A 15063-nucleotide genomic window follows, 5' to 3' on the forward strand; every position below is an offset into this window, starting at 1 on the left:
CCGATGTGGAAGGACCCGATCATGATCAATCCCAAGATTGCCGATCATCATCTCGCGCGGCAGGCCTGCATCTACATCCGTCAGTCGACGATGGGGCAAGTCCGCTTCAATCAAGAGAGCACAGAGCGCCAGTACAACTTGGCGGACCAAGCGAGGTCGCTCGGGTGGACTCCGGAGCAGATCCGGATCCTCGACCGGGATCTCGGTCACTCCGGCGAGCAGGCGACCAATCGCGACGACTTCAAGACGCTGGTCAGCGATGTGGCAATGGGCCAAGTCGGCGCGATCTTCTCTCTGGAAGCCTCGCGCCTGGCCCGCTCGAACAAGGATTGGCATCGCTTGCTGGAGCTGTGCGCGGTGACACGCACATTGGTGTTCGACGGCGATGGCTGCTACGATCCGGCGGACTTCAACGACAGCCTTGTGCTTGGCATGAAGGGTACGTTTGCTCAGGCAGAGCTGCACATCATTCGCGCGCGCCTCCACGGAGGCAAACTCAACAAGGCGCAGAAAGGTGAATTGCACTTCCCTCTGCCGGTCGGTTTGGTATTCGACGGCGATAGGATCACCCTCGACCCCGATCAGGAAGTGCAAGGCGCGGTTCGAACAGTCTTCGAACTATTTGAACAAGAGAGCAGCGCCTACGGCGTAGTTAAACGGTTCAATGAACTCGGCCTTGTCTTTCCACGCCGAGCCTATGGCGGCGTCTGGGACGGCAAGCTGATCTGGGGACGACTTACGCATTCACGCGTGCTCGGTGTCCTTGCCAATCCATCTTACGCCGGCACTTACGTGTTTGGCCGATATCAATCTTGCAAGCAGGTTGGCCCTACCGGTGAGATTCAAACTCAGTTGCGCCGCATGCCACAAGATGAGTGGCGTGTTGTCATTCCCGATCACCATGCTGGTTATATTACCTGGGATCGATTCCTTACCAACCGCGAACACTTGGCGGCGAACAGGACCAATAGCGAAGTTATCGCCGGACCCGCTCGAGAGGGACTTTGTTTGCTGCAAGGTTTATTGCTTTGTGGCGCTTGCGGACGGCGTCTAAATGTGCGCTACGCCGGCAATGGCGGTCTTTACCCGATCTATGAATGCAATTGGAGGCGTCGGGAGGCACTGGCGCCGCAGCACTGCATGTCTCTGCCATCAAAACCGCTTGATCACGCCATTGCAGAGCGCCTGTTGACCGCCGTCACGCCACTGACGGTTGAACTGGCGTTGCAAGCGCTGACAAGCTTGGAGGAGCGCGATAGGTCAATTGCTGCGCAATGGCAACGAAGGATAGACCGGGCCCGTTATGATTGCGACTTGGCAGAACGGCGCTATGAAGAAGCAGACCCCAGCAATCGGTTGGTTGCCAGTACGCTCGAGAAGCGCTGGAACGATGCAATGGAACGGCTTCTCGAGCTCGAGACTGAATTGGCCAATTTTGAGCGCCAGAACCTGCGTAGCATCACAACCGAACAGAGGCAGCAAATACTGCAGCTTGGCAGGGACTTCCCCCGACTGTGGAAGGCTTCAAGCACTTCAGCTCGTGACCGCAAGCGCATGCTCCGCCTGTTGATACGCGACATCACCGTAGCTAAGGGTCCAGAACCCAAACTGCTGCGATTGCAAATTCGCTGGCAAGGTGGGGCTACTGAGACAATTGAGGTCCGGCAGCGGCCGAACCGCCCCGAAGCAGTTCGTTATCCCGATGAGTTCGTTGCCAAAATCCGCGCGCTGGCGGAACTACATGATGATCATGAAATCGTCGCGCAACTCAAAAGCAATGGCCAGACAAGCTCGACCGGCAGGCCGTTCACCGTCAGCATGATTCGATGGATCCGCTACAAGCATCGTATCACTGGCCCATCTCTTCCCGCCGGAACGTTGAACGTCAGCCAGGTTTGTGAGAGATTTGGCGTCAGCCTGTGGGTCGTCCATTACTGGATCGAACGTGGTATAGTCTCGGCGCTGCAACGCAAGCCGAATGCGCCATATGCAATCACCATCGACGATTACGTCGACCGGCGTCTCCGAAAATGGGTTGCGACTTCAAGCCATCTTGACCCACCATCCCCAACGCAAACTGTATGAGGTGTATTATGCCCGGCGCGTCGGGATGCCGAGCAGCCTAACGCCACCCGATGCCTTTGGTATCTCGACCCGCCGCACCGGTTGCGGCTGGTAGGTGCCGTCAAGCAGCTTGGCTCGGATCGTGGGCCAGTGCTCCTTCAGGTAGGCCGGCAGATCGTCGACGGTCATCCCGTCAATGCCCGCCGCACCCTTGTTGCGCTTCACTTGCGCCAACGCTTTCCTCAAGTTCTCACGCTCGATCACTGCTTCCATCGACGGTCCCGCGACCGCCGGGCGTTCGAGGCTGGCTCTCGCCGTGCTGGTTTCAATCCCTTGGGAGGGGCGCTTCGGGCTTCACCCGTCGCGTCGCGGCCCAAGTCCAGTGTTTGCTGTGGCTTCTGCTGCATGGCCTGCACGAGATTGCCGCTCTACTGACCTCTTCCACCGTTCGGGCCTTCAGCGGCGCGCTGCCGCCCACTACGCCCTCTGCTGACTTCTGCGCTGCGCTCAGATCGCCTTGCGACGACCTCAGTCCCGTTGCCGGGACACAACGCAGACCTCCCGAGGTAAGACCGACCGCCTTCGCCGCACGCCCGCCGGATCTACCACCCCGACCCTTGATGACTGAGGACTTCGCGATTGGCTGCTCGCTCGTCCGGCCGGGCAGGCCTCATTATCCGGTATTTTGTCCATCGAGCCGCGGCTTTGCTCCACGCTTTCTTCGGACCCCCACCTCGCGGTGATGCCCTTGCGTTTCGCTAATCCTTCGCCGTCATCAGGCTGGATAGAGGACTTCCACCTCCAAGCTGTCGTTCATACTCGGCACACAGCCAACGGGTCGCGCGAATGCGCGCCCGATGACAGGCTCCGCGTGCCCACCATTCAAACCAATTCCGCGGAAAGAATGGTGGGCACGGCGCAAGAGCGCCTTTGCCCACCCTACCGCTCCCGCGCTACTTTGCTCCCTCCGCGAACGCGGCCAGGATCCGCGCCCAGGAGCGGATGCCCTTGTGATAGCTCTTCAGGTCGTACTTCTCGTTCGGCGAATGGATGTTGTCGTCGTCGAGGCCGAAGCCGACCAGCACGGTGTCGAGGCCGAGCGTGCGCTTGAAATCGGCGACGATCGGGATCGAGGCGCCGGAGCCGATCAGGAGCGCTTCCTTGCCCCACTCGTCCGTCAGCGCGCGCTTGGCGGCCGCCAGCGGCTTCATGTTCCAGTCGAGCGCAATCGCCGGCGCGTTGGAATGGTCGGTGAACTCGGCCTTGCAGTCGGCAGGCACGCGCGCGCGGACATAGTCGCGGAAGGCTTTTCGGATTCTCTCGGGGTCTTGTCCCTCTACCAGCCGGAACGAAACTTTCGCGGAAGCTTCCGCCGGGATCACGGTCTTGGAGCCCTCCCCCGTGTAGCCGCCGATGATGCCGTTGATGTCGCAGGTCGGGCGCGAGGAAACCTGCTCGATCAGCAGGCGATCCTTCTCACCGGCCGGAATGGAAAGGCCGATCGGCTTCAGGAACGACTCCGGCGTGAGGTTCAGGTTCTTCCACTGCGCTAGGATGTTGGGCGGCAGGTCTTTTACGCCATCGTAGAATCCGGGAATGGTGATGTGGCCGTTCTCGTCATGCAGGCCGCCGAGAATGTTGGTCAGCACCCGGATCGGGTTGCGCGCACCGCCGCCGAAAATGCCGGAATGCAGGTCGCGATTGGCCGCCTTGATCTTGACCTCGTCATAGACGAGCCCGCGCAGCGAAGTCGTGATCGCCGGCGTGTTCTGATCCCACATGCCGGTGTCGCAGACCAGCGCGAAGTCGGCCTTCAGGTCGGCCTTGTTCGCTTCCAGGAACGGCACGAAGTTTTTCGATCCGATTTCCTCCTCGCCCTCGATGATGATGGTGATGTCGACCGGCAGCTCCCCCGTGACCTTCTTCCAGGCGCGGCAGGCCTCGACGAAAGTCATCAACTGGCCCTTGTCGTCCTCCGCGCCACGCGCGACGATGATCTTGCGGCCGTCAGCATGGTCGGTAACAACTGGCTCGAACGGCGGCCGGTGCCACAGATTGAGCGGATCGACGGGCTGCACATCGTAATGTCCGTAGAACAGAACGTGCGGCCGGCCGTCGCTGCTGCCATTGAGCTTGGCAACGATCGCGGGGTGCCCCGCCGTCGGCCTCACCTCGGCCTTGAAGCCGAGTGTCGCGATATCCTTCGCCAGATGATCGGCGGCCGCCTTGCAATCGCCGGCAAAAGCCGGATCGGCCGAGATCGACTTGATCCGCAACAGCGCGAACAGCCGCTCGAGACTGTTGTCGAAATCGGCGTCGATGTGATCTAGGACCGGCTGGATCTTGGCGTTGGACATGGCTTGTTATCCCTGGCTGTGAGCCTTGTTGTTAGCGTCAAGTTGTAGCTTGCCCGTGGCCTGAGGCAAGGCAACGTCTTCGGCAGGCGGACGCAATATGTGCCAGACCAGCCCCGCCGCGAGCAGGATGGTGGCGGCGAGATTGTTGCCATAGGCCTGCAGATCAACCGGAAACAGCGGCAGCGACAGGCACAGCAAGCCGCCCGCAATGGCAAGTAATATCCATGTCCCGGTTTTGACCGCCGGGCGCGGATCGTAAGCGGCGCGGTGGACCAAAACAGTGATCGGGAAGAACAGCCACAGGAAGTAGTATTGCCGGGCCAGCGGCGAAGCGATCGTGATCAGGCAAAACAGGATGCCGATCTCTTCGGCATCCGACCGTTCCGTGCGGCGCGAGGCCGGCGGCATGATAGCAAGATAGCCGAGCCCGATCGCGAGCGAGATCGCCACTACGATCCAGTTCGCCGTCCTGAAATCGACGTCGATGATGTTCATCGTGCGCACGGGTTTGGCCGGATTGTCCTGGTTGTAGTTGACCGGCCGCGTCAGCCGGTGCGTCACCGCGATGATCGACTGGTTGACCCACGACCAGTTCTGCGCGTCGCGCTGCCCGAACCCCTTCTCCGAACTCGAACCCACCATGCCCTGGTACCAGGTCCTTAGTTCCGTGAAATTGTGCTGGAAGCCGCGAAACGGCGCCGGCAGCACGAACAGAAACAGGCCGATGAAAACCAGCATGCTGACGGCCGCCGCCCACTGTCTTCGCCACACCAGATAAGGCAACACCGCGACCGGAAACACCTTGATCGCGGTAGCGAGCGCAAACATGCTTCCCGCCATCCAGCCGCGGTGATCGCGCAGCAGCCAGAACCCGTAGAGCATCAGCGCCAGCAGCACGAGATTGGGCTGGCCGAGGTCGAACATGTCGAACACGAAGGTGACGGTGACGAAGCCGGGCAGTGCTTCCAGCCATGGCCCGGGCTTCTTCCCCGATCCCGCCATCGCGTGCGACAACTGCGCCGTTATCCACCATGCGACGATGTTGAGAAACGACAGGATGAGATAAAGCGGGATCTTGCCGAAAAAGCTCGGGATCGCCAGCAGCACCGCCGATAGCGGCGGATAGATGAATTCGAAATAGGCGGCGGGGTCGTCAGGATAGAGATTCTTGCCCTGCAGCACCTGTTGCCCCGCCCAGAACCAGAGCGGATAGTCCTTGGTCTTGCCGTTGCCCCAGATTTCCGGGACCAGCACGTCGGCCGTCAGCGCGACGCAACATACGAGAAACAGCAGATCGAGCGGCCTTCGCAGCGACGGATATCTCAGCACACGCTCGTTCCGGATTCAGAGGAGATTACGTCGCAGTTCTTCACGCGAATCGACTACCACCTTCGCTCAAAACTCCTAGCGCCGCAGCAAGCCGCCGAGCGCGCCGCGCACCAGCGCGCGACCAACTGACCCGCCGAGCGATCCACCAACCGATTTGCCGAGATCGGCGACGATGCCGCCGACCACCTTGTTGGTGACGGACCGCGTGACGTCTCGTGCAATCACCTGCCCAGTCGACAGCCTGCCGCGCCTGACGTTGGTGCCGAAGATCGTGCCGACGATCGAGCCGATCTGGCCGAGAATGCCGCCGCCAGCGCCACCATCCTGCCCTTCCGCAGGCGCCGCCGTCGTAGCCACCCGCTTCTGCAGCATCTCGTAGGCGGATTCGGCGTCGACCGCGGTGTCGTATTTGCCTTTGACCGGGCTCTTGCCCATGATCGCCTTGCGCTCTTCCGGCGTGATCGGCCCGATCCGCGCCGTCGGTGGCCGGATCATGACGCGCTCGACCATGGTCGGCGTGCCGCCGCCTTCAAGGAACGACACCAGCGCCTCGCCCTTGCCGAGTTCCATGATGACGCGAGCGGTGTCGAGCTTGGGGTTCGGCCGGAAGGTCTGCGCCGCCGCGTTCACCGCCTTCTGGTCACGCGGCGTGAAGGCGCGCAACGCGTGCTGCACGCGGTTGCCTAACTGGGCCAGCACCTTGTCCGGCACGTCGATCGGATTTTGCGTAACGAAATAGACGCCGACGCCCTTGGAGCGGATCAGCCGGACCACCTGCTCGATCTTGTCGAGCAATGCCTTCGGCGCATCGTTGAACAACAGATGCGCCTCATCGAAGAAGAAGACCAGTTTCGGCTTCGGCAGGTCTCCGGCTTCCGGCAGCTCTTCGAACAGTTCCGATAGCATCCACAGCAGAAACGTTGCGTAGAGCCTCGGGTTCTGCATCAGCTTGTCGGCGACCAGAATGTTGACCATTCCCCGGCCGTCGCTGTCGGTCTTCATGAAGTCTTTCAGCAAAAGCGCCGGCTCGCCGAAGAATTTCGTGCCGCCCTGGTTTTCCAGCACCAGAAGCTGGCGCTGAATGGTCCCGATCGTCGCCTTGCTGACATTGCCGAAGCTCTGCGCGGCCTTTCGGATTTCGGCGAGTTCATCCTCCTCGGCATCCGGCCCCTTTTTACCGCCGGCGGGCGCGATCGCATCCAGCAGCGACCGCAGATCCTTCATGTCGATCAGCGTCAGGCCGTTTTCATCCGCCACACGGAATGCGACGTTGAGGACGCCTTCCTGCACGTCGTTCAGGTCGAGCATTCGCGATAGCAAAAGCGGCCCCATTTCCGTGACCGTGGCGCGCACCGGGTGGCCCTGCTCGCCGAACACGTCCCAAAATACGGTCGAGAACTGGTCGGGCTGGAAATTGAGGCCCATCTCGCCGGCGCGCTTGAGGATGAAGTCCTTGGCCTCGCCGATCTCGGAAATTCCGGACAGATCGCCCTTGATATCGGCCGCGAACACGGGAACACCGGCGCGGGCAAAGCCCTCCGCCATCACCTGCAGCGACACGGTCTTGCCGGTGCCGGTCGCTCCGGTGACGAGGCCATGCCGATTGGCAAGCGCCAACGTCAGCCAAGCCGTCTGTTCGCCCTTTCCGACGAAGATCTTCTCTTCGGTATCGGCCGTCTTGTTATCGGAAGTCACCATCGCATCGCCTCTTCGCGCGCCGGGGGATTTGGTGGGCGATCATATCGCATCCTGCCCGCCGATTGAAACCGTCGGCGGTAAATACGTGAGCATTCGCCCGCCTCTTCGTTCATGCTTCTCATACTTTTTTCCAACCTTCGGCAGAAAAATCGAGAGCGCAGCGCAGCAAGTCAGCGTGGATCCGGCCTTCACTCTTGCATTGATGCAACACTCGCGACTCGATCTAGGCCTTCGCACGTGCGGATCGCTTGTATTTCAGATCGCAGGCGCTCAAGATAAATTTTGCAAGTAGACGACCCGGTAAAGCCGGTTTGGGGACGGGGCAATATGGACGAACTGGTAGGGCGACTGGCCTCCAAGGCCGGTATCGATCGCGCTGTCGCTGAAAAAACCATCGGCATCGTTCTGGGTTTTCTCCGCAACGAGGGCCCCTCTGACAAGGTTCAGGCTCTGATCGACCAAATTCCGGGCGCCGAAGCTGCGATTGCGGCTTCCAGCAGCAATGGCGGCTTCGCGAAGCTGATGGGCGGAGGCTTGATGGCGGTTGGCACCAGGCTGATGGCGCTCGGTCTGGGCATGAGTGAAATTCAAAGCGTGGCGCGTGAACTTTTCAGGTTCGGTCGCGACAAAATCGGAGCGGATCAAATGGGCGAAATCATTTCGGGGACGCCGGGTCTCAGCCAGTTCGCATAGTCGTGTTGGTGAGCAGATTCGGCCCGGGCACCTTCTTTTTTCATCTGGTATCATGACTTATCCCCTTTCCGAGATCGACGGCTTGACCGCCTACTCTGCCTCGAAACTGAAATCGTTGGGCATTCGCACGACCGATGCGCTGCTGGAAGCCGCTCGCACCGTGAAAGGGCGCAAGTCGCTCGCAGCGAAGACCGGCATCAGCGAGCAGCAACTGCTAGAATGGGCCAATTTTTCCGACTACATGCGCATTCCCGGGGTGGGCAAGGCCAAGGTGGGCCTGATGCGGGCCGCGGGCGTCACCACGGTACGCGAACTCGCCCATCGCAATCCGGCGCGACTCGCCCAGAACATGAAAGACGTAAACACGAAGTGCAAACTCGTCCGGGTTTTGCCCTCCGAACGATCGGTCGAGCAACTGATCGAGCAAGCGCGCAAGCTGCCGCCCAAAATCAGCTATTGAACATCCGCGACTGAAGCGCCAGACCGGTCGCGCGGTGACGGCCCTCACGCCTTGACTCGACGGCGCGGACCGCGCAAAGCGACCGCATGATGGCAGCCAAGCCCAAACCTCCCGCCGCGTCCGGTCCGGCCGGTCAATCGGTGCTGCCTGCGCTGCTGTCCAGGCCCTATCCGGCGGTGATGGGTGTGCTGAATTTGACGCCGGATTCATTCTCGGACGGCGGTCAATTTGTCACCCCGGAGCGGGCGCTGGCCCAAGCCCGGCGGATGATCGCCGAGGGCGCCGACATCATCGACATCGGCGCGGAATCCACCCGGCCCTACGGATCGGAACCGATCTCGGCGGAAGAGGAGATGAAGCGCCTGCAGCCGGTACTGTCTGATGTCGTCGCGCTCGGCATTCCCGTGTCGATCGACAGCATGAAATCGGCCGTCGTCGCCTGGGCGCTCGATCAGGGCGCCGCCATCGCCAACGATGTCTGGGGCCTGCAGCGCGATTCCGGCATGGCCGGACTGGTCGCCGAGCGTGGTGCGCCCGTCATCGTCATGCATAACCGCGAGCGTGCCGATCCTGCGATCGATATCATGCAGGATATCGCCGCTTTCTTTGCGCGTTCGCTGGATATCGCAGCAAAAGCCGGAATTTCATCCGACAAGATCGTGCTCGACCCCGGCATCGGCTTCGGCAAGACGCCCGAGCAGAGCATGACCGCGCTGGCGCGGCTCGGCGAGTTGCAGTCGCTCGGCCTTCCAGTATTGGTCGGCGCCTCGCGCAAGCGCTTCATCAGCACGGTGACGCCGTCGGAACCGCATCAGCGCCTCGGCGGCTCGATTGCCGCCCATCTGCTGGCGGCCCAAAACGGGGCGCGGATCATCCGGGCACATGACGTCGCCGAAACCGTACAGGCGTTGCGCGTGGCTGCGGCAATCAGGGAACGGCAGTGAGCGATACGATTTTCATCACCGGCGTCGTCATCCATGCCCGCCACGGCGTGATGGAGCACGAGACCAAAGTCGGGCAACGGTTCGTGATCGATATCGAACTCTCCGTCGACCTGTCGGAATCCTCGCACTCTGATCGCCTGTCCGACACCGTGTCTTATGCCAGCGCGGTCGAGACCGCGACCGCCGCGTTCACGAACACCAACTACAAGCTTTTGGAGCGTGCGGCCGGCGCCGTTTCCGACGCGATCTTCGCGGCGTTCCCACGCGTCCATGCGGTCAAGGTCACGGTCCACAAGCCGCATGCGCCGATCGCCGAGATCTTCGAGGATGTCGGCGTGGTGCTCATGCGCAAACGGCAATCGCCCTGATATGGCCAGTGTGCTGATTGCGCTCGGCGGCAATGTCGGCGATGTCCGTGCGACGTTCAAAAAGGCCATCTCCAATATTTGCGGCATGACGCAGGCTGCGCTGCTCGCGCGTTCCTCTGACTACATCACCCCGCCCTGGGGCGAGGAACACCAGGCGCCCTTCATCAACGCCTGCATCGAGATCGAAACCAGCCTCGATCCGCATGCGCTGCTGTTCACGCTGCACAAGATCGAGAAAAAGTTCGGCCGCGACCGCGCTCATGAGACACGCTGGGGTCCGCGGACCCTCGACCTCGACCTGATCGCCTATGATGACGTCAGCCTCGACAAGCCGGAACTGACGCTGCCGCACCCGCGGGCTTTCGAGCGCGCCTTTGTGCTGGTGCCGCTGGCCGAGATCGTTCCCGACCGTGTCATTGCGGGACGCCGCGTGCGGGATGCGCTGGCACAATTGTCGACCGAGGGAATTGAGCGGTTACCCGACCTCGATTGAGCCCAAAAGACCCAAAACAACCGTTTGGCTTGGCGGCCGCCCCGTGGCAATTTCCCGCCAAATCAAGAGACGACCAGGGAATAATGGGCCGGATGACCGATAACGATGAGCTGACATTGGCCGCGGAGTTTCCGGCGGCGACCTACGAGGACTGGCGCAAGCTGGTCGACGGGGTGCTGAAGGGCGCGCCGTTCGAGAAACTGGTCAGCAAAACGTCCGACGGGTTGAAAATCGATCCGATCTATCGCCGCGCGAAAGGCGCCACGCCGGTCGCTGGCCGTGCCGCCGGCGCGCCCTGGCAGGTCATGCAGCGGATCGATCATCCCGACGCCAAGGCGGCCAACGCGCAGGCACTGCACGATCTCGAAAACGGCGCCCCCGGCCTGACACTGGTGTTCGCTGGCGCCAATGGCGCCCACGGGTTTGGATTGGACCCTTCGGCCGACGCCGTCGAAGCGGTTCTCGACGGCATTTATCTCGACGCCGGCATCGGTATCGAGCTGCAGATCGGCCCGCAGTCGCGCATGGCGGCCATTCACGTCGCCGAATACATCAAACGCAAAGGACTTGATCCCGCGGCCTGCGATATCCGTTTCGGTCTCAACCCGCTGGGATCCTGTGCGGTGTCGGGCTCCAGTCCCTATAGCTGGAACGAAATCGTGCCCGCGGTTACCAGTGCGATCCAGGGCCTCACCGCCATGGGCTTTAAGGGTCCGTTCGCAGCGGCCGATGGACGGGTGATCCACGATGCCGGAGGATCGGAAGCGCAGGAACTGGCATTCGTGCTCGCCTCTGGCGTCGCTTACCTGCGCGCGATCGAACAGGCCGGGATTGCGCTCGAAGATGCGCAGGGCATGGTTTATGCACGGCTTGCCGCCGATGCCGATCAGTTTCTGACGCTGGCAAAATTCCGCGCGCTGCGGCTGTTGTGGGCGCGGATCGAGCAGGCCTGTGGCCTGACGCCCAAACCGCTGTTCATCGCCGCCGATACCGCCTGGCGCATGCTGACGCAGCGCGACCCTTACGTGAACATGCTGCGCGCGACGATGGCGACCTTCTCCGCCGGCCTCGGCGGCGCCAACGCCATCACCGTATTGCCGCACACGCTGGCGCTTGGGCTACCTGATCCGTTCGCACGACGCGTGGCGCGCAACACGCAACTGGTGCTTTTGGAAGAATCCAATCTCGCCAAGGTGAGCGATCCGGCAGCCGGCTCCGGCGGCATCGAAACGCTGACGCGGCAACTCTGCGAGGCCGCATGGTCGCTGTTCCAGGAAATCGAGAAGGCCGGCGGCACGTTCTCCGCGCTTGAGCAGAACCTGATCCAGCGCAAGGTGGCGGCGACGCGGGCCGCGCGCGAGGCCAATATTGCCAAGCGACGCGACGTGCTGACCGGCGCGAGCGTATTCCCGAACCTGCACGAGGACGATATCGCGGTGCTCGATGCCAAGCACATCGTGCTGCCGCCGTATGGCGAGGCGAAGTACAAGTTCGATCCGCTCACGCCGATACGGCTGGCCGCGCCGTTTGAGGCGCTGCGAGACAAATCGGATGAAAAGCTCAAGGCATCGGGCGCGCGGCCGAAAATCTTTCTCGCCAACCTCGGCACACCCGCCGATTTCACCGCGCGCGCCACCTTTGCCAAGAGTTTCTTCGAGACCGGCGGCATCGAGGCGCTCGATAGCCAAGGATTTGCCGATCCTGCAGCACTCGCTGCCGCATTCACGGCGTCCGGCGCGGCAATCGCCTGTCTTTGCTCATCCGACAAGGGCTATACGGAACACGCGGCGCCCGCCGCCAAGGCCCTTCAAGCGGCCGGCGCCAGACATATCTATCTCGCAGGGCGGCCCGGCGAACAGGAGGCCGCGCTGCGCTCGGCCGGTGTCGCCGATTTCATCTTTGCCGGTGGCGATGCGCTGGCGATGCTGCAAGCGGCCTGGCAGCGGATGGAGCGAGCATGACGGAAAGTAACCACAAGACGGTCCTGACCGGCGGCTGCCAGTGCGGCGCCATCCGCTTTGCGGTCTCGAAAGTGCCGCCCAAGGTCAGCATCTGCCATTGCCGGATGTGCCAGAAGGCATCGGGCGCGCCCTTCGCCTCGCTGGCCGATATCGAGCACGAGCATTTCACCTGGACCCGCGGCAAGCCGGCCTCGTTCCAGTCCTCCTCCATCGCGGAGCGCGATTTCTGCTCCTCCTGCGGCACGCCGCTGACCTACCGGCTGATCGGGGGCCCCCGGATCGAGATCATGACCGGCGCGTTCGACCGCCCAGACCTGGTCGTGCCAACCCGGCAATATGGCACCGAATCCCGGCTCGGCTGGGTGGTCGGCATCGCCAACCTGCCGAGCCAGACAACGCAGCAGAACTACGGACCGGAGAAGATGGCGACCATCGTCAGCCACCAGCATCCGGACCATGATTAGGGGTGGCGATCTCGGCCGGCCACATATGGTATAATGGGTAACATGAGCCGCATACCGAACTTTGCGAATATCGCCTTTGAACCCACCGCGCCCGCGCAGCCCGCCGGCAGCGCCGAGCCGTGGCTGACGCCGGAGGGCATCCCCGTAAAGCCCACCTACAGCGAGGCCGATCTCGAAGGCATCGATTTCCTGGAGACCTGGCCGGGCAGCGCGCCCTATCTGCGCGGCCCCTACCCGACCATGTATGTCAACCAGCCCTGGACCATCAGGCAGTATGCCGGCTTCTCGACGGCGGAGGATTCCAACGCCTTCTATCGCCGCAACCTCGCCGCCGGGCAGAAGGGTCTTTCGGTCGCGTTCGACCTTGCTACCCACCGCGGCTACGATTCCGATCATCCGCGCGTATCCGGCGACGTGGGTATGGCCGGTGTGGCGATCGATTCCATCTACGACATGCGCACGCTGTTTGCGGGCATTCCGCTCGACCAGATGAGCGTGTCGATGACCATGAATGGCGCGGTGCTGCCGATCCTCGCGCTGTTCGTGGCGGCTGCCGAGGAACAGGGCGTTCCGCCGGAAAAACTGTCGGGCACCATTCAGAACGACATTCTGAAAGAGTTCATGGTGCGCAACACCTACATCTATCCGCCGGCGCCTTCGATGCGGATCATCTCCGACATCTTTGCCTACACCTCGCAGCGGATGCCGAGGTACAATTCGATCTCGATCTCCGGCTATCACATGCAGGAAGCCGGAGCTACGCAGGATCTTGAACTCGCCTACACGCTGGCCGACGGCGTTGAATATTTGCGCGCCGGGCTTGCGGCGGGCCTCGACGTCGACCGCTTCGCGCCGCGGCTGTCGTTCTTCTGGGCGATCGGCATGAACTTCTTCATGGAAGTCGCCAAGATGCGCGCGGCGCGGTTGCTCTGGGCAAAACTGTTGAAGCAGTTCAACCCGAAGGACCCGCGCTCGCTGTCGCTGCGCACGCATTGCCAGACTTCCGGCTGGTCGCTGACCGCGCAGGACGTCTTCAACAACGTGATGCGCACCACCATCGAGGCGATGGCGGCGACCCAAGGCCACACGCAGTCGCTGCACACCAATGCGCTCGACGAGGCGCTGGCGCTGCCGACGGATTTTTCGGCCCGCATCGCCCGCAACACGCAATTGTTCCTGCAGCAGGAGAGTGGCACCAACCGCATCATCGATCCCTGGGGCGGCTCCTATTACGTCGAGCGGCTGACGCGGGATCTCGCGGCAAAGGCCTGGGGCCATATCCAGGAAGTCGAAGCGCTCGGCGGCATGGCGAAGGCGATCGAGGCCGGCGTGCCCAAGCTGCGGATCGAAGAAGCTTCCGCCAAGACGCAGGCCCGGATCGACGCCGGCAAGCAGGCCGTGATCGGCGTCAACAAATACAAGCCGGTCAACGAGGCGCCGATCGACGTGCTCAAGGTGGAAAACTCCACCGTGCGGCGGCTGCAGATCGACAAGCTGAAGCGGCTGCGCACCGAGCGTGACCAGAAGGAAGTCGATCAGGCGTTGGCCGCGCTGACGCGCAGCGCCGGCGAAGGCAACGGCAATTTGCTGGCGCTCGCGATCGACGCGGCGCGGGCGAAAGCCACCGTCGGCGAAATTTCGGACGCGATGGAAAAGGTGTTCGGGCGTCACCGCGCCGAGATCAAGTCCATCACCGGCGTCTACAAGCGGGAGGCGTCCGCCATGTCCAACCGGGTCGAAAAAGTGCAGGCGCTGATCGATGCGTTCGAGACTGCCGAGGGCCGCCGGCCTCGCATCCTCGTCGCCAAGATCGGTCAGGACGGCCACGACCGCGGCCAGAAGGTGATCGCATCCGCCTTCGCCGATGTCGGTTTCGACGTCGATATCGGGCCGCTATTCGCTACCGCCGACGAAGCCGCGCGGCAAGCCGTGGAGAACGACGTGCACATTCTCGGCGTCTCCTCGCTGGCGGCAGCGCATCTCACCGCCGTACCGGAGCTCAAGGCCGCGCTGAAAAAGCATGGCCGCGAGGACATCATGATCATCATCGGCGGCGTCGTCCCGCCGCAGGATTATGACGCGCTCTATGCGGCCGGCGCCGAAGCGATCTTCCCGCCCGGCACTGTGATCTCGGACGCCGCCGAAGAGCTGATTCACAAGCTCAACGCCCGGCTCGGCCATAGCGAGGCGGCGGAGTAGCTCTCCGCCGGGTATCTGCTCGATAGGATTTCC

General features: G+C 62.3%; 13 protein-coding genes. 9 read left to right on the forward strand and 4 right to left on the reverse strand.

Annotated elements, in window-relative coordinates; all coding sequences use genetic code 11:
• Window positions 1-21: 21 nt before the first annotated feature.
• Window positions 22-2085 (forward strand): recombinase family protein, encoded by a 2064-nt coding sequence (locus ACFXS9_RS23290; RefSeq protein WP_392691845.1) that lies wholly within the window; start codon window positions 22-24, stop codon window positions 2083-2085.
• A 6-nt stretch (window positions 2086-2091) separates the two neighbouring features.
• Here the strand turns inward: ACFXS9_RS23290 and ACFXS9_RS23295 are convergent, their stop codons facing one another.
• The 4 genes from ACFXS9_RS23295 to ACFXS9_RS23310 all read right to left on the reverse strand — a co-directional run bounded on the left by ACFXS9_RS23295 (window position 2092) and on the right by ACFXS9_RS23310 (window position 7448).
• On the reverse strand, window positions 2092-2337 hold the full coding sequence (locus tag ACFXS9_RS23295) for a hypothetical protein (RefSeq protein WP_392692371.1): 246 nt from the start codon (window positions 2335-2337) through the stop codon (window positions 2092-2094).
• A gap of 680 nt (window positions 2338-3017) precedes the next feature.
• Window positions 3018-4421 carry a M20/M25/M40 family metallo-hydrolase gene (locus tag ACFXS9_RS23300; protein WP_392692374.1) on the reverse strand — a complete coding sequence of 468 codons (1404 nt, stop codon included), beginning with the start codon at window positions 4419-4421 and terminating at the stop codon, window positions 3018-3020.
• A gap of 6 nt (window positions 4422-4427) precedes the next feature.
• Window positions 4428-5747, reverse strand: coding sequence for a glycosyltransferase family 87 protein (locus tag ACFXS9_RS23305; RefSeq protein ID WP_392699973.1), 1320 nt, complete (start codon window positions 5745-5747; stop codon window positions 4428-4430).
• Window positions 5748-5825: 78 nt separating this feature from the next.
• A complete protein-coding gene (locus ACFXS9_RS23310; protein ID WP_392692376.1) occupies window positions 5826-7448 on the reverse strand; it encodes a helicase HerA-like domain-containing protein in 1623 nt (540 codons plus the stop codon).
• 327 nt (window positions 7449-7775) lie between these two features.
• Here ACFXS9_RS23310 and ACFXS9_RS23315 point away from each other — a divergent pair, with 327 nt between their 5' ends.
• The 8 genes from ACFXS9_RS23315 (at window position 7776) to scpA (ending at window position 15030) form a co-directional block, all read left to right on the forward strand.
• Entirely contained in the window at window positions 7776-8141 is a 366-nt protein-coding gene (locus ACFXS9_RS23315; RefSeq protein ID WP_065744201.1) for a hypothetical protein, read from the forward strand.
• 52 nt (window positions 8142-8193) lie between these two features.
• Window positions 8194-8601, forward strand: a complete 408-nt coding sequence (locus tag ACFXS9_RS23320) for a DUF4332 domain-containing protein (RefSeq protein ID WP_392692379.1) — start codon at window positions 8194-8196, stop codon at window positions 8599-8601.
• An 86-nt stretch (window positions 8602-8687) separates the two neighbouring features.
• Window positions 8688-9545, forward strand: coding sequence for a dihydropteroate synthase (folP, locus tag ACFXS9_RS23325; RefSeq protein WP_392692382.1), 858 nt, complete (start codon window positions 8688-8690; stop codon window positions 9543-9545).
• Window positions 9542-9913, forward strand: coding sequence for a dihydroneopterin aldolase (folB, locus tag ACFXS9_RS23330; protein WP_392692384.1), 372 nt, complete (start codon window positions 9542-9544; stop codon window positions 9911-9913). Before folP ends, folB begins: the two co-directional genes overlap by 4 nt.
• A 1-nt stretch (window position 9914) precedes the next feature.
• On the forward strand, window positions 9915-10406 hold the full coding sequence (gene folK / locus ACFXS9_RS23335; RefSeq protein WP_392692386.1) for a 2-amino-4-hydroxy-6-hydroxymethyldihydropteridine diphosphokinase: 492 nt from the start codon (window positions 9915-9917) through the stop codon (window positions 10404-10406).
• Window positions 10407-10498: 92 nt separating this feature from the next.
• Entirely contained in the window at window positions 10499-12367 is a 1869-nt protein-coding gene (locus ACFXS9_RS23340) for a methylmalonyl-CoA mutase family protein (RefSeq protein ID WP_392692388.1), read from the forward strand.
• Entirely contained in the window at window positions 12364-12831 is a 468-nt protein-coding gene (locus tag ACFXS9_RS23345) for a GFA family protein (protein ID WP_392692391.1), read from the forward strand. Before ACFXS9_RS23340 ends, ACFXS9_RS23345 begins: the two co-directional genes overlap by 4 nt.
• Before the next feature lie 42 nt (window positions 12832-12873).
• A complete protein-coding gene (scpA, locus tag ACFXS9_RS23350; protein WP_392692393.1) occupies window positions 12874-15030 on the forward strand; it encodes a methylmalonyl-CoA mutase in 2157 nt (718 codons plus the stop codon).
• Window positions 15031-15063 lie beyond the last annotated feature (33 nt).

This window comes from Bradyrhizobium sp. RDI18 (genome assembly GCF_043203335.1).
Classification (GTDB): domain Bacteria; phylum Pseudomonadota; class Alphaproteobacteria; order Rhizobiales; family Xanthobacteraceae; genus Bradyrhizobium; species Bradyrhizobium retamae.